Origin of the sequence: Nocardia sp. CY15 (genome assembly GCF_009829295.1) — a bacterium.
GTDB classification, from domain to species: domain Bacteria; phylum Actinomycetota; class Actinomycetes; order Mycobacteriales; family Mycobacteriaceae; genus Nocardia; species Nocardia sputi.
On sequence record NZ_VUOT01000001.1, the window covers coordinates 1,159,300 to 1,177,989 of the forward strand.

Here is an 18,690-nt window from a genome sequence, read left to right on the forward strand (position 1 = left end):
CGCTCTTCGGACGAGGAAGGGGGACGGCGCATATGCCATCGCAGGAGAACGGGTTCGGCGGAGAGCCACCCGCGGAGGTCACCGCACCCGATGTCGATATCGCCGCGCTGAACCGAGCGGTCGACGACGGCTCACTGTGGATCGACGGCCTGCTGGTCGCCGACGGCGCGCACGAACGATGCGCCCGCCAGTACGAGCTGCTCGCCGATCGGGTCGAGGAACAGATCCGCGTCCTGAGCGCCGCCACCTCGCTGCCCGGCTTCGGCGGATTCGCCTCCGGCGACGCGCTGCGCGCCGGTTTCGAACGCAAGGCCGACGGCGCGATCGCGCGGCTGAGCGAATACGCCACCGCGGCACGGGAACTCGCCCAGACCTTCCGCGCCGCGGCCGCCGCCTACCAGCAGGCCGACCAGGCGCTCGCGCTGGCGGTCGAACGGATCGACGTGACGGGAGCCGCGCATGCGTGAGATGCCGCGCGCCGGCGAGCGGGCCACCCACCGGCGCACCGACCCCGCTTACGCGCCGAACGTCGAGATGTTCGACAACCTCACACACACGGAGATCCACGCCAAGGTACAGCTGCTGGATCCGGCGGTGCTCGCGGGCGGCAAGCAGGCCTGGAGCGATGCCGCGGCGCACCTCGCCGACGCCATATTCCAAGCGCACACCGGCATTCGCGCGGCCATCGCCGACGGCTGGCGCGGCTCCGCGGCGAAGAACGCGGACGCGGTGGTGCGCGTGTTCGAGCAGAGCGGTCAAGACCTCGCCGACGTGTTCGCGGTGGTCTCCCAGCGCCTCGGGCAGGCGAGCGACGCGGCGGAAGCGCTGCGGGCCGCAGTGTCCGAGCCTTCGGCGGACGCACCGGATCTGGCGGGAGCGCTGCTGGATCCGTCCCGCGCGACGAGCAATGTCGAGGGGCAGAAGGCCAGCGAGCACGCACGCCAGGACGTCGTGCGCGCGATGAACGACATCTACGCGGGCGTATTCGTCCAGACCGGCACCGACGTGCCCGCCTTCCCCGACGAGACGGACCAGCAGGCAGCCACAGCGCCCACCGCCACACCCACGAGCAAGATCACCGGAACCACTCCGGCCGCGCCGGACGCACCGCCGATGCCGCTCGGCACGCACCCGCAGGAGCCGAGCGGGGCGGCGGAGCAGCACGTCAGCGCTGCGCCCGCCGATCAGACACCCACCACGGACAGCCCCGAGACCTCCGCCGCCGCTGTCACACCCGCGGGCGCCACGGTCCCGGGCGAAATACCGGCGTCCACCGCGCCCGGGGTCGCACCCGCCGCGGCCCCGCTTCCGACGGTGGCGGCCGCCTCCGTTCTGCGCACCGCGCCGTCCGCGAGCGCGTCGGGGCCGACCACCACGCCCGCGTCGGCCGGCCAGCCGACGATCGTGCCGACGGTGCCCGGCGTGGGCGGCCAGGTTCCGCCCGAGGAACAGCGCAAGCGCGACGAGCGGCGCAAGAACGACGACAGCGGCGACGCGGCGGTCACCGGTCTCGGCGCCGGCGCGATGGGCGGTCTGATGGGCGGTGCGCTGGCCGCCGTCGACACCCCGCGCGCCGGTTCGAGCGTGGCCGCGGGCGCGGCGACCGCACGCACGGCGCCGATCGATGACGAGGACGACGAATACGACCTCGACGATCTCACCTTCCTCGAGCCCTCCGACGACGGCGGCGAACTCATCGGGTCACTCGATCCGACCACGCCACCCGTGCTCGGTGAGTGGACCGAGTACGAGTGAACTGGACGCTGACCCCGGACCAGTTCGCGCTGGCCTGGTCACGCACCGACGGTGATCGCATCCCATATCCACTCGCCGTGCGCCTGTCGGCGCGCGACACCGGCGAACGCGCCGCGCAACTTCCGGCGCTCGATCGCTGGTGCGATCAGGTACTGGACGCGGACCTGGAAGCGGCGCTACGCGTTCTCGCGCAGCCGGACCTGCGGATCGAGGTGTTCGGTCAGCGCGACGCGGCGCCCGACCCGGCACCGTGCGGGAACGGCGGGCCGCTCGTCCTCCCTACGGCGCAGAGCGAGGTGGCACGCCCGATCCGCATCCTCGGAGCCGCCGCCGGGAACATCGCGGTGGTCGCGGCGCAACGCTCCGGCGCGACGATCGACCGCGGCGGCGACGTGCGATTGTTCGCGGGCAGCTCCAAAAGCCTCTGCGCACGGATCGTCTCGATGCTTCCGGAGAACACCCCGGGCACTCTCCCGCGGCTGACCGCTCCCCTGGCCCAGGTCGGCGAGGACAGCCGCAACCTGGTCACCGTTCCGGTCGCCGGGCCGTCCACTCCGGCCCGGATCCGCAGACTGCTCAAGCAACCGCGTGAAGGCATCGGCCAGATGGTGGTCTCCGCCCGCCGCGGCGAGGGCGAGCTGCGTCCGTTCGGCGTGCTGTGCTGGATCGACGTCATCGCCGATGGCCGCTACGCGATACGAACCGGCACCGACGTCGACGTCGTCGCGGTGACCGCGGAAAGCCTCGCCGCCCACCTGCGCCCGCTCGTCACCGCGGCCGCCCGCACGTCGACGGCCTACGCCGGGCATTGAACGGCACGGCGGGTCACCGCGGGTGTGGGGCCTGCGCACCACCGATACGGTGTACGAATGCCACTCTACGAATTCGAAGGCAAACGGCCCCAGGTCGATCCGACGGCGTTCGTCGCACCGACGGCGACCCTGATAGGTGACGTCCGGGTCGAGGCGGGTGCCTCGATCTGGTACGGCGCGGTGCTGCGCGCGGACCTGGCGCCGATCGTCATCCGGGAACGCGCCAACATCCAGGACAACGCGGTGCTGCACGTGCCGCCGGACGTGCCGATGGAGATCGGTCCCGGCGCGACGATCGCGCACAGCGTGGTGTTCCACGGGGCCGCGGTGGGCGCGGAGGCCATCGTCGGCAACGGGACCACGGTGCTGGACCTGGCCAAGATCGGGGCGGGCAGCATGATCGCCGCCCACTCGCTGGTCCCGCCGGGCGCCGAGATCCCCGACGGCGTGCTCGCGGCCGGAGCCCCCGCCGAGGTGAAACGCCCGATCGAGGGCACCCAGGCGCAGATGTGGGTGCGGCTCAACCCGGGCTTCTACGCCGAACTGGCACAGCGCCACCGCAAGGGCATCGCCGAGATCTGACCGCCGTCAGCACAGCAGCGCGGTGACCTCGGCGTCCTCCAACTGGTGGAAATCACGGTAGGCGCCGCCGACGCCGCCCAGCGAGCGCGGCACCCACGGGCAGACCACCTCGTCGGCCTCGTCGGCGACCCGGCGCATCGCCTCCGTGGAGGAGACCGGGACCGCGGCCACGACAAGTGCGGGCTCGTGCAGCCGCGCGACCCGGCAGGCGACCACGACGGTGGCGCCGGTCGCCATGCCGTCGTCGACGATCACCACCGTGCGCCCCGCCAGCGGGATCGGGCGCACCGCGCCGCGCAGCACCTGCCTGCGCCGCTCCAGCTCGGTGCGCTCCCGCGCCTCGATCGAGTCCACCCGCTTCGGCGACAACCCGGTGTGCGCCAACACGTCCGGATTCAGGACCCGCACCCCGTCCTCCCCGACGGCGCCCATCGCCAGCTCCGGCTGCCACGGCACACCCAGCTTGCGGACCAGCAGGATGTCGAGGTCGCCGCCGATCACCTCGCGCACCGCGGCGGCCACCGGCACTCCGCCGCGCGGTAGACCGAGCACCAGCGGGTTCGACGCGCGTAGGTGTTCCAGATGCGCACCCAGCGCGTGACCGGCCGAGGTCCGATCGGTGTAGACCATCGATTCCGAACGCTACTCCGGTCCGCGCTCGGTGATCGCGAATCGACGCAACGCGAGGCTCGGGTTGGTCGTGCGCACCTCGTTCAGGTACGCCAGGTCGATTCCGGCGGTCAGCACGCCCGGCTCGTCGCCGAGTTCGGCGAGCACCGAGCCGGTCGGATCCACGATCATCGACGCTCCCGCGCCCCGTGGCGCGGCCTGATCGGCGGCCGCGACGTACACGGTGTTCTCGATGGCGCGCGCCCGCAGCAGCGTGGTCCACTGATCGACCTTGGCCGGTCCCGGAATCCACTGGGCGGGCAACAGCAGCACCTGCGCGCCCGCCGCGGCGACCCGGCGCGCGCCTTCCGGGAAGCGCAGATCGAAGCAGGTCTGCATGCCGAATGTCACATCGGCGACCGTGAAGGTGGCCGGAGCCTCGATCGCGCCCGGCTCGACCACGTCGGATTCGAGGTGGCCGAACGCGTCGTAGAGGTGCACCTTCCGATAGCGGGTGACGAGGGAGCCGTCGGGGCCGAGCACTACCAGCGTGTTGCGGATGCGGTCGCTGCCCGGCGCGCCCTGCTCCACCATTCCGGCGACCAGGAACACTTCGGACTCGCGCGCGATATCGGCGAGACCGGTGACGAATGGGCCGGTCAACGGTTCGGCGACGGCGACGACCCGCTCGTCGAGGCGGGTCACGGCGAACATCGAGTATTCCGGCGCGACGACCACGCGCGCGCCGCGCTCGCGGGCCGTGCGCACGTGTCGCGCGACCGCGGCGACGTTGGCCGATGGGTCGGTGGAGGGGGCGAACTGGACGACGGCCACGTCCAGCCGATTCGGCGTCGTGTCTCGATGCGCGGGCGCGTTGTCCAGTTGCATAGGTCTCACCGTATTGGGGCGGTGACCGGGACGGCCAGCACGAGGCAGTAAACTCCTGGTCAATGAGCACCAATCAGGTCGACAGCGTTCCTGGCGACAACGACAGGGACATTGACGGCCCGTCTTTCGCCGATCTGGGGATCGATGACCGCATCCTGGCGGCCATCGCCGATGTCGGATACGAATCGCCCTCGCCGATCCAGGCCGCGACGATTCCGCCGTTGCTCTCCGGCGCCGACGTCGTCGGTCTCGCGCAGACCGGGACCGGCAAGACCGCCGCGTTCGCCATCCCGATCCTTATGGGGTTGCAGCCCACGGGCCGCAGCCCGCGCGCCCTCGTGCTCGCGCCGACTCGGGAACTCGCGATCCAGGTCGCCGAGGCGTTCGGCCGCTACGCCGCGCACATCCCCGGCCTGCACGTACTGCCCATCTACGGCGGGCAGAGCTACGGCGTGCAGTTGTCCGGCTTGCGCCGCGGCGCGCACGTCGTGGTCGGCACGCCGGGCCGGGTGATCGACCACCTGGAGAAGGGCACGCTCGACCTGTCGCAGCTGCAGTACCTGGTGCTCGACGAAGCCGACGAGATGCTGAAGATGGGCTTCCAGGAAGACGTCGAGCGCATCCTCGCCGATACGCCCACCGACAAGCAGGTGGCGCTGTTCTCCGCGACCATGCCCGCCGCGATCCGCAAGATTTCCAAGCAGTACCTGCACGATCCGGTCGAGATCACGGTCAAGGCGAAGACCTCGACGGCCACCAACATCACCCAGCGCTGGGTGCAGGTCTCCCACCAGCGCAAGCTGGACGCGCTCACCCGGGTGCTCGAGGTCGAGTCGTTCGAGGCGATGATCATCTTCGTCCGTACCAAGCAGGCCACCGAGGAGCTCGCCGAGAAGCTGCGCGCCAGGGGATTCTCCGCCGCCGCGATCAACGGCGATATCGCGCAGAACCAGCGCGAGCGCACCATCGGGCAGCTGAAGTCCGGTGCGCTCGATATCCTGGTAGCCACCGACGTCGCCGCACGCGGGCTGGACGTGGACCGCATCTCGCACGTGGTCAACTACGACATCCCGCACGACACCGAGTCCTACGTGCACCGGATCGGCCGCACCGGCCGGGCCGGGCGCAGCGGCGAGGCGCTGTTGTTCGTCGCGCCGCGCGAGCGACACCTGCTCAAGTCGATCGAGCGGGCCACCCGGCACCCGCTGACCGAGATGCAGCTGCCCAGCGTGGAGGACGTCAACGCCCAGCGCGTCACCAAGTTCGGCGACACCATCACCGAGAACCTCGCCTCGTCCAATCTCGCGCTGTTCCGCAAGCTGATCGAGGACTACGAGCGCGAGCACAACATCCCGCTGGCCGACATCGCCGCGGCGCTGGCCATCGGCTCCTACGACGGCGACAACTTCTTCATGGAACCCGAGCCGGAGCCGGTCGAGCGCCCGCAGCGCGACCGCGCGCCGCGCGAACGTCCCCCACGGCGGTTCGAGGAGGAGCGCCAGGCCGGCGGCACGCACCACCGGGCGACCGGAACCGAGCTGGCGACCTACCGGATCAGCGTCGGTAAGCGGCATCGCGTGGTGCCGGGCGCGATCGTCGGCGCCATCGCCAACGAAGGCGGCCTGCGCCGCAGCGACTTCGGGCACATCAGCATCCGTCCCGACCACAGCTTGGTGGAGCTGCCCGCGCAGCTGCCGGAGGAAACGCTGGAGGCGTTGCGGCGCACGAGGATCAGTGGTGTGCTCATCCAGCTGCAACTGGATCAGGGGCCGCCGCAGCAGCGCCCGTTCAGCCGCGGTCCGCGCCGTGAACGCGAAGGCGTCAAGCGACTGGAGCGCCGTAAGCCGCGTTCCTGATCCGGGGAGGGCACACCGAGGTCAGGCGCGCTAGCTACAGTGTTGCCGTCCGTGTGTAATTCGGCGCACGCCGGTAGCGGGTGTCCCGCGAAGACACAGGAGGGCCGCGTTTGTTCGTGTTCGGTGATCGTGTCGTCTGCAGCACCGTCGATCTCGTACGCGCGACGCACTGCGAGTTCGCGTTGCTGCGCGCTCTCGACGCCGAATTGGGCACCATCCCGGCCGAACCCGGAAACTTCGACCAGGCCCCCGAGCCGGGGACCGATGACCTACGGCAACGCCTTCTCGACGACTACCGCACGCGGTTCGGCGGCGCGGTGGCCGAGATCGACCGGCCGCCGGACGAACCGGGCGATCCGGGACGGCAAGTCGCGGCACTGACGGCCGCGCACACCGGCACGGTCGCCGCTCTGCGCTCCGGCGCGCACGTGGTGCGCAACGCGACCTTCTTCGACGGCCGCTTCCATTGCTCCGGCGACTTCCTGGTGCGGGCGGAACATCGGGTCCGCTACACGGTGCACGGCGTCGCGTCCACGACCGCCGACCGGGTAGGCGCCGCGCTCGAACTCGCCGCCTGCGCCGACGCTCTGGACCGCTCCGGCGCGCTCACCGCGCCGCTGGTCCGTTTGCATCTGGGCGAGGAGAGCAGCGCACGGGCGCTGAGCGACCTGCTTCCGCTGTATCGGGCGCGCAGGCGCCGGGTGGAGCGCATCGTGGACGAGAAGCTCGGCGAACTGCTGCCGGTGCAGTGGGGTGATCCCCGCTATCTGGCCTGCGGCCGCTGCCGTGCCTGCGTCCCCGCGCTGTCGGCCGCGCGCGACCTGCTGCTCGTGGCCGGCATGCCGCCGGCGGCTCGGGCCCGGCTGCGCGAAGCGGGTGTGAACACCATCGATCGGCTGTCCACCACCGAGGTCACGGCGCCCGGTGTGTCGCCGCGCACCGTGTCCGCGCTGCGCAGGCAAGCGGAAATCCAACTGCGCCGGGAAGTTTCGGGTGAGCCCACGTACGCACTGCTCGACGCGGACGCGCTCGCGGCGCTGCCCACGCCCTCCCCCGGCGATCTCTCGCTCACCGTCGAGGGAGGCGGCGGCACTCCGCTCACCATCGAGGTCGGTGGGCCGGACACCGTGCATCTGTCGTTGCGCGGGCCGGTCGGCTCGAGCGGATCCGGGCGGGCCGCCGGCGAACGCCGCGTGCTCGAGCAGGTGCTGGACTATCTGACGCAGCGCCGCCGGATCTACCCGGACCTGCACGTCTACCACTACTCCGCAACCGTGCGGACGGCGCTGCTGCGCTGCACCGGACGGCACGGCGTCAACGAGGAACTCGTGGACGAGCTGCTGTGCGGAGGCGTGCTCGTCGATCTGTATCCGATCGTCCGCGGCGCGCTGCTCGTCGGCGAGTCGTCCTACCGTCTGAGCGGGCTGCGACGGCTGATTCCCGCCGCGACGGGTTCGGCCGCCGCCGAACACGACTGTCACACCGTGCTGCGGCTGCGCGATTGGCTGCTCGACCGCGCGGCCGAGCAGCGCATCGCCATCCGCCCGCCGGGCCGGACGGACACGTGGTGCACCGCGGCGGTCCCCGGCGAGCCCGAACCGGTCCCCTCGTCCCGGCCGTCGTCGCTGGAGGCTGCCCTCGCGGAATACGCTGCCGCGCAAGGTGATCCGCTGCATCCCGCCGCGCTGATGGCCGCAGCGCTCGGCTATCACCGCCGTGAGCGGCAGCCGCTGTGGTGGGCGCACGCCGACCGGCTCAGCCATCCGGTGGAGGAATGGGCTGACGCGCCGGGGGTTCTGGTCGCCGACTGGGGCACGGTCGACACCAAGTGGCACCGCCGCCCCGACCGCCCGACGATGCGGCGCTATCTGACCCTGACCGGCCGGATCGGAACCGGGCCCAGCGGCGCCCCCGGCCCGAGCGCCCTGACACCGGGCACCACCGTCTACACCTTCTACGACCGGCCGACAGCGGCAGGCATGGCCACCGGCGCGGGTCGGCGGGCCACCGCGAAGGCGACGGTGCTCGGCTGCTCGGTGGACACCGAATTCGACGACACCGTCCGGCTGGAGGAATTGCTGCCCGCGGGCTGCGAGCCCTACGACGAACTGCCCTCCGCGATCGCGCCCGGCCTCCCGGCCTGGGACGAGAATGCCGAAGCGGCCATCGAACTCGCGGCGCAGCAGTTGCTGATGACCTTGCCGGAGACGCCGCGCGCGGCCGTCTTCGACATCCTCGCGCGCCGCCCGCCCCGGCTTCTCGGCGACGCACGCTTGCCCGAGGTGCACGGGGACTACGCCGCGGCGATCACCGCCGCGCTGTGCGCCCTCGACCACTCCTACGTCGCGGTGCAGGGCCCGTCGGGCACCGGGAAGACCGCGACCGCCGCCCGGGTGCTGGAGCGGCTGATCTCTCGCAACAAATGGCGGATCGGCATCGTCGCGCGAGAACCATCGATCGTGGAGAACCTGCTCGACGCGATCGTGCGGGCGGGCGTGCTGCCGGAACTGGTCGCCAAGAAGGACGCGGCGACCCTCGCCCCGGAGTGGGTCGTGATCGACGCCGCCCGCTATCCGCGATTCCTGGACAACGCGATCAGCGGTTGCGTCCTCGGCGGCGACCCGGCCGATTTCGCGAACGAGGATTTGGTGCCCCACATCTCCCTCGACCTGCTCGTGGTCGCCGACGCGGGCCGCTTCCCGCTGGCCGAGACCGTGTCCGTCGCGGCGTGCGCGCGCAACCTGTTGCTGCTCGGCGACCCGGCGCCGTCGGCCGCACGCGGCGTCCACCCGGCCCCGGTCGGTGACTCCGTGCTCGGCTGGCTCGCCGAGGGACGCCAAACCTTGCCCGCCGAGCGCGGCTATTTCCTCGACCGCACCTGGCGGATGCATCCCGCGGTGTGCGACCCCGTCTCCCGCCTGTATTACGACGGCCGCCTGCGCGCCAACGAGACCGTCACGCTGGCCCGGCGTCTGGACGGCGAGGAGCCCGGCGTCCAGACCGTCCTGGTGGAGCATTACGGCAACGCCACCGAGTCACCGGCGGAGGCACGCGAAGTGGTGCGCCGCGTCCGCGCGCTGCTCGGCATGTCCTGGACGATCGGAGCGACCACCCGCAGGCTGCACCCGCACGACATCTTCGTGGTCGCGCCGTACGCCGCTCAGGTCGGGCGCATCCGCACCCTGCTGGCCCGCGCGAAAATCGAGGACGTCCTGGTGGGCACGCCGGATCGGTTCCGCGGCCGGGAGGCGGCGGTGGTGCTGCTGTCGATGGCCACCTCCAGTCCCGCCGATGCTCCCTACGGCATGCCGTCGCTGTTGTCGCGCAGCTCGAGCCACGTGCTGTGCCGCGCCATGTGGAAGGCGATCGTCATCCGCTCCCCGCTGCTCACCGAGTACCTGCCCGGCACCCCGGACGAGCTCACCGATCTCGCGGCGTTCCTACGGCTGGCCGACGCGGGTCAGCCGAAGCAGACGCCCTCGCCCCGATAGGTCGGCACCGCGACTCGGGAGCCGTCCCCGTCGACCAGGTGCACCGTCTCGAACCGCTCGCACAGTTCACCGGCCTTCGCGTGCCGGAACCACACCCGGTCGCCGATCCGGAGTTCCGCGGCGCCCGACAGCGGGGTCTGTACTTCGCCCGCGCCCTCGGTGCCGAGCAGCTTCACCGTGCGCGGCCACACCGGTTTGGGCACCCGCGACTGCCCGGCGGGGCCGGAAGCGATGTAGCCGCCCGCGAAGACGGTGGCGATACCGGGAGCGGGCCGTCGCAGCACGGGCGTGGCGAAATACAGCGCGGGCCTGGGGGTGAACGACCGGTAGTGGTCGAACAGCGTCGGCACGTACAGCCCGGATCCCGCGGTCACCTCGGTGACGTCCGGATCCGCGACGCTGACCTCGATCGACCCGCTGCCCCCGCTGTTGACGATCTGGAGCAGGCCGGTCACCGAGCGGACCGCGTCGAGCACTTCGGCCCGGCGCTTGCGGATCTCCCCCGCGGAAGCGCGCTTCACCAAACGCACCGCGACATTCGAGTCCGGCAGCCCGGCGATCTGCGCCTCGTAGGTCATCACGCCCACCACGTCGAAGCCACGCCGCAGTGCCTCGCTCGCCAGGCTCGCCGCCTGTAGCGCAGTGCGGACCGGGGAACGGCGCACGCCCAGATGCAGCGGGCCGATGCGCAGGGAAGCGTCCACGTCCAGGCATACCCGGGGCCGCACCCGGTCGGTGCCGACGGCCGAACGGATCAGATCGAGTTGCGCGGCGTCGTCGATCATCAGCGTGATCGAGCGCAGCAGGATGTCGTCGGCCGCCAGTTCCGCCAGTGCCGCACGGTCCACGCTCGGGTAGCCGAGCAGGACATCGCGCGCACCGTGGCGCACCAGCCACAGGGCCTCACGCAGGGAGTAGGACATGATGCCCGCGAAGCCGCCCGCGGCGGTGAGGTCGGCGCCGAGGACTTCGGCGAGGACGGCGCGGCAGCGCACGGATTTGCTGGCCACGCGCACCGGAGTGCCCGCAGCTCGACGCACCAGGTCGGCGGCGTTCGCACGCAGGGTGGACAGGTCGAGGGCGGCCAGCGGCGGGTCCAGTTCCGCGGTGGCCGCGTGCAGCCCCGCGATCGGCGACGTCTCGGTCACCAGGACAACTCAACCACCAAACTGGTCAAACGTCCAGTATTTCGGTTCAGAGTTCCGTGGCCTTGGCGGCCAGTCCGCTCACCATCTCATCGAGCACCACCAGCATGGTCTCGTCATTGCAATCGGCCAGCCAGCGCAAGACTGTGCCCTGGACGATCGAGACGACGTTGCACGCGATCGCCTCCACCGGTTCCAGCCACTGCGTTCCCGAACGCTCGGCGCACAACCGCAGGAACGCGGTGACCTCCGCGTCCTTGTCGCGGTAGAACTCCGTCGCGATCGGGTCCGGGAAGCAGTCACGCTCGCCGTTCCACCGCGCGCGCAACGCCTGCAGCGTCATCTCATAGGACTTGATCTGCTTGTCCGGAGTGGCCTTCACCAGCGGCCAGTAGGCACTGACCCCGGCATGCAGCAGCACCCGCAGCGCGCGCAGACCCCGGTAATCGAGCGTGGCCGCCGCGGCCTCGACAGCCTCGGTGACAGCCGGCCGTAGCCGGATTTCTGTTATTACTTCTCCTCGTGCGCTCAACGACGACTCCCTCGGCGAAAGAACTCGCGCACCTCCGACGGCGCGACTCGCTGAACAGGGCGGGCAACATCGGGAAACACCTGGGCTGCCCGGTCCAACGATCACCAATGGTAGAGCGTTTCCGGGGTTTGAGAACGGCTTCGATGGGTATTTCCGGACTGAAAGAATGTTTTGTTACCCAACCGGGATCGGGCTGCGATCAGGCCGTATCACCCTAAAATCCCGCTATGACGGTGGATCTCGGCGCCACCCGACGCTCGGCAGACCGTGGACTACGGTACGGTTCGAGCCGCGTGCTGCCCAAATTCTGTGGCGAATGCCACATCGTAATCAGGCGAATCGGGCACGCTTACCGTGGGGGGTTCGATCCGCTATCGACACCTTTTCGTTCCGCGAGACCGATAGCCTGGATCGGTGACTCTCTCGCCCCCCGCCGATCAGTACTTTCTCTCCGGCACGTTCAACTTCCGCGACACCGGCGGGCTGCGCACCGACGATGGCGCCAAGGTTCGTCCCGGCGTCCTGCTGCGCTCGGCCCAGCTGAGCGGACTCGACGAGGCAGGCCACGCCGCGCTGCGTGAACTGGGCGTCAGCGACGTGCACGACCTGCGCGGACAGCGCGAGATCGACCACATGGGCGCAGACCTGCTGCCCACGGACGTCCGGCTGACCGTCACCCCGTTCGACTCGCGTATGGCCGAGGCGCCGCCGCACGAGGCGACCGCGCAGACGGCCTATACGCACATGCTCGAGGTCTACCGGATGTTCCCGGCACTGCCCGAGGCGCACGCCGCCATCGCCTCGCTCGCGGAGTCCATCGTGCGCGGCGAAGGCGCCGTGCTGGTGCACTGCGCGGCGGGCAAGGACCGCACCGGCTGGGCCGTCGCGACGCTGCTGCGCGCGGTCGGTGTCACCGAGGCGGACATACAGGCCGACTACATGCTCAGCAACGGGGCCATCCCCGCGCTGCGCGCCATCATGACGACCAAACTGCTCGGCGGTGAGGAGATCTCGGTCGACTTGCTCGGCGTGCGCGAGGAGTACCTGGACATCGCCACCGCGTCGATGCGCGAGTTGCACGGCGACCTGCACGGTTATCTCGCGACCGTCGGGCTGACGCCCGCGCTGCTCGCGCGGCTGCGCGAACGAATGCTCGAGTGAGAGCGGATCACTCGACCGGCGCCGCTTCCTTGCGCACCAATCCGTCGGCGCCGATGGTCACCTGGTCGCCGGTGTGGAACCAGGTTCCGGTGAAGCGCGCCGCGGTCGTGGTGGGGTCGTTCCAGTAGCGCGGGGTGACATTCGGCCCGCGGCACAGCAGTTCACCGTGACCCGTCGTCGCCTTCGGGCCCCACAGCGCCAATTCCGTTCCGCCGAAGGGGAAACCGAGCACCGCGGCAGCCTCGGACGGGTCCACCGCCCGCTCGGCGTCGTCCACTGCCAGACCGATGCCGCTGGTCTCGGTCGCGCCCCACACCGACCATTGCCGAGCCGCGGGGAACACGCCACGCAGGCCGGCCGTGAGGTCGACCGGCGCGACCGGGGACGCGGAGCGATGGCCTGCTTTGCTGATCCGCGCGATGCCCTCGGTGCACAATCCCTCGGCGCGCAGTTCCACGAGTTCGGGCAACAGGTCCGCGAAAGTCCGCGGCGTCGCGCAGACCATGTCGATCCGCTCGGCGGTGATGGCTTCGGCCAAGCCGCGGGCGTCCCTGGTGAGCACCACGGTGCCGCCCACCGCGAAGGTCGGCAACAGCTGATCGACGCAGCCACTGGCGTGCGCCAACGGCAGCAGCACCAGGTTGCGCAAGCCGTCGGTCGGCAGATCCAGCGCCGCGACCACCGAGCGCACGGCGGAGAGCAGATTCTCGTTGGTCAACTCCACGCCCTTGGGCGCGCAGGTTCCGCTGGTGTAGCACAGCAGCGCCAGGTCGCCCAGCGCCGCACCGTCATCGATGTAGGCGGCCCCGTCGGGCAACTCGGTCTCGACGCTTGTGGGGCCGAGCACGAAATCCGCACGGCTGTCGGCGATCACGCGCTCGGCCACGGCGTCGGGCAGCCTGTCGTGCACCAGCACCGGCACCGCGCCACTGAGCAAGGCGCCGAGAAACGCCTGCACCCAGCGAGCGCCCGAGGGCATGCGGATGACCACCCGGTCGCCGTACCCGATGCCGTGCTCCTGCAGGCCGCCCGCGATGCGGGAGGCGGAGTGCCACAGCTCACGGTAGGTCAGGCGCGGGCCGCCGACCTCCACCACGGCTTCGCGAGTGCCGAAGGCGTGCACCTGTAGATCGAGCAGTTCGGTCAGCGCGGGTGTGAGGTTTCCGTAGCGCAGCACCCCGTCGGCGCCCCGGGCTAGCGGGTTGTCCCAGGCGTGCGGGCTGGTGAGGGGATATTCGACGAGCAACTGCGACATTCGTCCTCCGCATGCCTCGAGGTATCAGGCACTGCGACTATATGACGCATGTCACAACTTCGCTGGAATAGGCGATGAACGTGTCCCAGCTGTCACCGCCCCGCGTAGCGCGCCTTCCCCGGACCGGTCTCGAGGAAGCTGCGCACACCGCCCTTCAGGTCCTCGGTGTCGAACAGCGCGCCGGACACTTCGGGCGTCACCGAATCCGCATGTGCCACACCGCCCGAACGCCACGCCTCGATGATCTTCTTGGTCGCCCCGTGAGCCTTCGTCGGGCCCTCGGCCAGCCGGTGGGTCAGCGCTCGCGCCGCGGTGTCGAGGTCGTCGTGCACGGCGTTCACCACCCCCCACTCGGCCATGGTCGCCGCGTCGTAGAGGTCGCCGGTCATCACGAACTCGCGAGCCCGACCCGAGCCCGCTCGTTCGGCCAGGCGCTGCGGGCCACCCATCGACGGGGTCAGCCCGACCACGATCTCCACCAACCCGAACTTCGCCTTCGGCGCCGCGAGCAGGATGTCGCAGGCGAGCGCGATCTCGAAGGCGGCGGTCAGGGTCAGCCCGTGCGCGGCGAATACCACCGGGCACGGCAGCGCCTCCAGCGGATGGATGATCCGCGCGAACAGGGTGCGCCACAAATCGGCTCCCTGCTCCGGTGTCAGACCGTCGAAGACGTGCACGTCGACGCCGCCGGAGACCACCTTGCCCTCGGCGCGCAGCAGCACCGTGCGCGGCGGCCGCGCCGACAGCTCGGCGATATCCGAGGTCAGCGCGTCCAGCATCGCCCGATCGAAGAGGTTGAGCGGCGGATGGGCGAGGGTGAGGGTCGCCACCTCCGCGCCGCCGTCGGTGAACTCGCGCTCCAGGCGCGTGGCCTTCGTGTCACTCATCCGGTCAGCGTACGAGGTCGATCTGGAAGACTGTCCTTGTGACCAAGTCGGCCAGCGCAAGCGGTTCCTACGTCGAGCCCGGCGAGTTCAAGAGGGACACGAACTACATCACCACCCGCATCACGGCCGACGGCCGCGACGGCTACCCGGTCGAGCCGGGACGCTACCGGCTCGTCGCGGCGCGCGCCTGCCCGTGGGCCAACCGCACGCTGATCGTGCGGCGTCTGCTCGGGCTCGAACCGGTGCTCTCGCTGGGCCTGTGCGGTCCGACGCACGACAAGCTCAGTTGGACCTTCGACTTGGACCCCGGTGGCGTCGACCCGGTACTCGGCATACCCCGGCTGCGCGACGCCTACCTGGCGCGCTTCCCGGACTACCCCCGGGGCATCACGGTGCCCGCCATCGTCGACGTGCCGACGGGGCAGGTCGTCACGAACGACTACGCGCAGATCACGCTCGACTTCTCCACCGAGTGGACCGATCACCACCGGCCCGGCGCACCCCGGCTGTACCCCGAACCGCTGCGCGCGGAGATCGACGAGGTCAACCTCGCGGTGTTTCGCGATGTCAACAACGGCGTCTACCGCTGCGGGTTCGCCGGCGCGCAGGACGCCTACGACGCCGCCTACGACCGGCTCTTCCGCCGCCTGGACTGGCTGTCGGAACGCCTTGCCACACAACGCTATCTGGTCGGCGACACGATCACCGAGGCCGATGTGCGGCTGTTCACCACGCTGGTCCGCTTCGACGCGGTGTACCACGGGCACTTCAAGTGCAATCGGTCCAAGCTGGCCGAGATGCCGGTGCTGTGGGCGTACGCGCGCGATCTGTACCAGACTCCCGGTTTCGGCGACACGATCGACTTCGGGCAGATCAAGACGCACTACTACGTGGTGCACCGCGACATCAACCCGACCGGCATCGTTCCCAAGGGCCCGGACCTGGAGAACTGGCAGACCCCGCACGGCCGGGAAACACTCGGCGGCAGGCCCTTCGGCGACGGAACCCCGCCGCCCCCTCCGCCGTCGGCCGAACGCGTGCCCGCGGTCCACACCCCCGCGTAACCGGTCATAACTCGGGCAGCCGCCGGTGGAACCGATCCGGCTGGGTACTTCGTTGTCATGACGAGCTGACGGCAACCGGTGCCATACAGTTCTACCCAGCAGACCGGAAGAGGAGGATGCCGCCGATGCTCAAAGGCGCGTTCGAGAAGACGGTGGTCGAACTGCTCGACACCGGGTCCCGCCTGCAGGCCCCCGCGGTCGCCAAGTACGTGGACCGAATCCGCCGCTCCCACCCCGAGGAGAGTCCCGCGCAGATCATCGAGCGGTTGGAGAAGCAGTACCTGCTCGCGGTGACCGGCAGCGGCAGCGCCGTCGGCGCGACCGCGGCGTTCCCCGGCGTCGGCACCGTCGCGGCCATCGCCGCGGTCAGCGCCGAGACCACCTTCTTCATGGAGGCTTCGGCGGTCTTCACCCTGGCCGTGGCCTCGGTGCACGGCATATCGCCGGAAGATCAGGAACAGCGCAGGGCACTCGTGCTGGCCGTCGTGCTCGGCGAGAGCGGCATGCAGATCGTGCAGAAGAGCGTCGGCACCTCGGCGAAGAACTGGGGCACGGCCTTCGCCAACCGGATTCCCGGCCTGTCGAGCATGAACGATTCGCTGCTGAAGCGGTTCATCGTCCGGTTCATCACCAAGCGCGCCGCGCTGATGGCGGGCAAAGTGCTACCCGCGGGCATCGGCGCCGTGATCGGTGGTGCGGGCAACCGCGCGCTCGGCAAGGCCACGATCAACAACGCGCGCAAGGCATTCGGGACGGCGCCGACCACCTGGCCCGCCGACCGGCACATGGTCATCGACGCCGATCCGCTCACCGCGATCGACCCGGCGAAGCCGCGACCCCCGGCCACGCCACGATGAGCGGGGCGCGGCCGATCGCGTTCGCGGTCCGGGGATTGACCAAGCAGTACGACTTGGCGACCGCCGTGACGGACGTCAGCTTCACCGTGCCCGCCGGCGCCGTCGCCGCGCTGGTGGGTCCGCGCGGCGCGGGTAAGACCACGATCGTGCGGGCGCTGCTCGGGCTGCTCGTCCCCACCGCCGGATCGGCGTCCGTCGGCGGCCCCGGCTCCCGGCGGGACGCCGCGGGCTCGGCGAGTGTGATCGGCGGCGTCCTCGCCCCACGTGGGTTGCATCCGGTCCGTACCGCACGAGACCACCTATGGATCTACGCCGCCGCGGCGGGAGTCCTCGACAGCCGCGTGACGGACGTCCTGGAGCTGGTCGGCTTGGACGAGCACGCGGCGACGAAGATCGGCGCTCTGTCGATCGGGCAGCAGACCAGGCTGGCCCTGGCCACGGCGCTGCTCGGCGACCCACCGCTGCTGGCGCTCGACGAGCCGATGGAGGGGCTCGACACCGCCGAACGCGGCTGGCTGCACGATTTCCTGCGCAAGCACGCCCGCCGCGGCGGCAGTGTCCTGCTCACCAGCGAGAGCCTCGGCGCCGTTCTGCCGGGCGCGGACCAGCTGATCGTGCTGAGCCAGGGTGCGGTGGTCTACCAGGGCACCCCGGCGCGGTTGCGGCGCGGGCATCCGGACCGACTGGTCGTCGCGGCCTCCACCCCCATCGCGCTGGCCACCATGCTCGCGGCGCAGGGATTCACCGACGCGGTGATCCGGCCGGACGGTCGCCTCGCCGTCGCCGAGGCGAGCGAAGCGCAGATCCGGGCGGCGGCGCTCTCGGCGCAGGTGCGGATCGACAGCATCGTTCCCGACCCGATTCATCCCGATCGCGTACTCGCGTCCTTGACCAGAGCCACGGCCGCGCCCGCTCCGCAGTATCCGGGTCTCGCGACGCCCGGATTCCAGCAACCCTCGCCGATGCCTTACGGGATTCCACGATGATCACCATCCTGCCCGCGGACCTGGTGCCGAACGTCAATTCTGAGGTCCGCAAGCTCGTCACGATGCCGCGCGGCCCGATCCTGGCCGGGGCGCTGGTCGCGGTGGCGCTGCTGGCGAGTATCGCCTCGGCGGCCCTGGCCGGACCGCCGAATCCGCGCGGCGAGCCGGCCACCGGCGCGTCGACCATCGGGCTGTACATCGGCCTCGCCATGGTCGTGCTGGCGGCCACGGTCTTCGGCGCGGTGGCCGCCGGGTCGGAGTACCGGTACCACAGCATGGCGGTGACCGCGCTGTTCACCGCCGACCGCGACCGGCTCGCCGCAGCGAAATTCCTGGTCATCGGATGCTGTGCGCTGGCGGCCGCGGTGGCGGTGGAATTGGTCTCCCTCGGCGCGCTGTTCGGCGTCGGACGGGGCAAGGTCGCCGTCACCGGGGAGTTGTTCGCGGTGCTCGGCGGTGGACTGCTCGCCGCGGTCTGCTGGTCGCTGATCGGCGCGAGCGCGGGCATCCTGCTGCGCTCCTCGACTCGGGCAGTGACCTCACTGCTCGGCTGGATCCTGCTCGCGGAACCCTTGATCTGGCTGATCGCGCGCGGTCTCGGCATCCCGGGCGTGGTCACCGTGCTGCCCGTCTCCGCCACCGTCGGCACCGTGGCCGTCGGCTCCTATCCCGACAGTGATTTCCTCGCGCCCACCCCTGCCGCCGTCGTGGTCCTGCTCCTGTGGACCATCGGGCTGGGCGCCGCGAGCTGGTGGAGCCTGCGCACCCGCGACCTGTGACCCGAAAGCCCAGCCGGGAACAACGGGCTGT

17 protein-coding genes are annotated in these 18,690 nt (G+C 70.7%); 11 read left to right on the plus strand and 6 right to left on the minus strand.

Going from position 1 to position 18,690, the window contains the following annotated elements; genetic code table 11:
* Nucleotides 1–32 precede the first annotated feature (32 nt).
* From GVY39_RS05585 to GVY39_RS05600, 4 genes are read left to right on the plus strand one after another with little or no spacing between them, the layout of a single operon-like run.
* Nucleotides 33–467, plus strand: a complete 435-nt coding sequence (locus GVY39_RS05585) for a hypothetical protein (RefSeq protein ID WP_159920494.1) — start codon at nt 33–35, stop codon at nt 465–467.
* A complete protein-coding gene (locus tag GVY39_RS05590; protein ID WP_159920492.1) occupies nt 460–1,755 on the plus strand; it encodes a WXG100 family type VII secretion target in 1,296 nt (431 codons plus the stop codon). Before GVY39_RS05585 ends, GVY39_RS05590 begins: the two co-directional genes overlap by 8 nt.
* Nucleotides 1,752–2,567 carry an ESX secretion-associated protein EspG gene (locus GVY39_RS05595; protein ID WP_159920490.1) on the plus strand — a complete coding sequence of 272 codons (816 nt, stop codon included), beginning with the start codon at nt 1,752–1,754 and terminating at the stop codon, nt 2,565–2,567. Before GVY39_RS05590 ends, GVY39_RS05595 begins: the two co-directional genes overlap by 4 nt.
* Before the next feature lie 57 nt (nt 2,568–2,624).
* On the plus strand, nt 2,625–3,149 hold the full coding sequence (locus GVY39_RS05600) for a gamma carbonic anhydrase family protein (protein ID WP_159920488.1): 525 nt from the start codon (nt 2,625–2,627) through the stop codon (nt 3,147–3,149).
* Between the two features lie 6 nt (nt 3,150–3,155).
* Here the strand turns inward: GVY39_RS05600 and GVY39_RS05605 are convergent, their stop codons facing one another.
* Nucleotides 3,156–3,779 carry a phosphoribosyltransferase gene (locus GVY39_RS05605; RefSeq protein WP_159920486.1) on the minus strand — a complete coding sequence of 208 codons (624 nt, stop codon included), beginning with the start codon at nt 3,777–3,779 and terminating at the stop codon, nt 3,156–3,158.
* 12 nt (nt 3,780–3,791) lie between these two features.
* The gene (locus GVY39_RS05610) at nt 3,792–4,646 is read right to left on the minus strand and encodes a carbon-nitrogen hydrolase family protein (RefSeq protein WP_159920484.1); all 855 of its coding nucleotides are present in this window, start codon (nt 4,644–4,646) and stop codon (nt 3,792–3,794) included.
* Between the two features lie 62 nt (nt 4,647–4,708).
* On the opposite strand from GVY39_RS05610, the gene GVY39_RS05615 reads away from it, so the two are divergent.
* On the plus strand, nt 4,709–6,502 hold the full coding sequence (locus GVY39_RS05615) for a DEAD/DEAH box helicase (RefSeq protein ID WP_159920482.1): 1,794 nt from the start codon (nt 4,709–4,711) through the stop codon (nt 6,500–6,502).
* A gap of 116 nt (nt 6,503–6,618) precedes the next feature.
* Complete coding sequence (locus tag GVY39_RS05620) at nt 6,619–9,993, plus strand: bifunctional RecB family nuclease/DEAD/DEAH box helicase (protein WP_236565300.1); 3,375 nt, start codon at nt 6,619–6,621, stop codon at nt 9,991–9,993.
* On the opposite strand, the gene GVY39_RS05625 is transcribed toward GVY39_RS05620, so the two are convergent.
* Both GVY39_RS05625 and GVY39_RS05630 read right to left on the minus strand, forming a co-directional pair.
* A complete protein-coding gene (locus GVY39_RS05625) occupies nt 9,963–11,141 on the minus strand; it encodes an amino acid deaminase/aldolase (protein ID WP_159920478.1) in 1,179 nt (392 codons plus the stop codon). The two genes, GVY39_RS05620 and GVY39_RS05625, sit on opposite strands and share 31 nt — an antisense overlap.
* A 46-nt stretch (nt 11,142–11,187) precedes the next feature.
* The gene (locus tag GVY39_RS05630) at nt 11,188–11,670 is read right to left on the minus strand and encodes a TetR family transcriptional regulator (protein ID WP_159920476.1); all 483 of its coding nucleotides are present in this window, start codon (nt 11,668–11,670) and stop codon (nt 11,188–11,190) included.
* 414 nt (nt 11,671–12,084) lie between these two features.
* Between GVY39_RS05630 and GVY39_RS05635 the strand changes: the two genes are divergently transcribed.
* Complete coding sequence (locus tag GVY39_RS05635) at nt 12,085–12,831, plus strand: tyrosine-protein phosphatase (protein ID WP_159920474.1); 747 nt, start codon at nt 12,085–12,087, stop codon at nt 12,829–12,831.
* 7 nt (nt 12,832–12,838) lie between these two features.
* On the opposite strand, the gene GVY39_RS05640 is transcribed toward GVY39_RS05635, so the two are convergent.
* Both GVY39_RS05640 and GVY39_RS05645 read right to left on the minus strand, forming a co-directional pair.
* A complete protein-coding gene (locus GVY39_RS05640; RefSeq protein WP_159920472.1) occupies nt 12,839–14,086 on the minus strand; it encodes a class I adenylate-forming enzyme family protein in 1,248 nt (415 codons plus the stop codon).
* 92 nt (nt 14,087–14,178) lie between these two features.
* On the minus strand, nt 14,179–14,973 hold the full coding sequence (locus tag GVY39_RS05645; RefSeq protein ID WP_159920470.1) for an enoyl-CoA hydratase/isomerase family protein: 795 nt from the start codon (nt 14,971–14,973) through the stop codon (nt 14,179–14,181).
* A 38-nt stretch (nt 14,974–15,011) separates the two neighbouring features.
* Between GVY39_RS05645 and GVY39_RS05650 the strand changes: the two genes are divergently transcribed.
* The 4 genes from GVY39_RS05650 (at nt 15,012) to GVY39_RS05665 (ending at nt 18,659) form a co-directional block, all read left to right on the plus strand.
* The gene (locus GVY39_RS05650) at nt 15,012–16,037 is read left to right on the plus strand and encodes a glutathione S-transferase family protein (protein ID WP_159920468.1); all 1,026 of its coding nucleotides are present in this window, start codon (nt 15,012–15,014) and stop codon (nt 16,035–16,037) included.
* 125 nt (nt 16,038–16,162) lie between these two features.
* Nucleotides 16,163–16,894 carry a hypothetical protein gene (locus tag GVY39_RS05655; protein ID WP_159920466.1) on the plus strand — a complete coding sequence of 244 codons (732 nt, stop codon included), beginning with the start codon at nt 16,163–16,165 and terminating at the stop codon, nt 16,892–16,894.
* On the plus strand, nt 16,891–17,880 hold the full coding sequence (locus GVY39_RS05660; RefSeq protein ID WP_159920464.1) for an ABC transporter ATP-binding protein: 990 nt from the start codon (nt 16,891–16,893) through the stop codon (nt 17,878–17,880). Before GVY39_RS05655 ends, GVY39_RS05660 begins: the two co-directional genes overlap by 4 nt.
* A complete protein-coding gene (locus GVY39_RS05665; RefSeq protein ID WP_159920462.1) occupies nt 17,877–18,659 on the plus strand; it encodes an ABC transporter permease in 783 nt (260 codons plus the stop codon). The genes GVY39_RS05660 and GVY39_RS05665 overlap by 4 nt, the downstream gene beginning before the upstream one ends.
* Nucleotides 18,660–18,690: the final 31 nt, after the last annotated feature.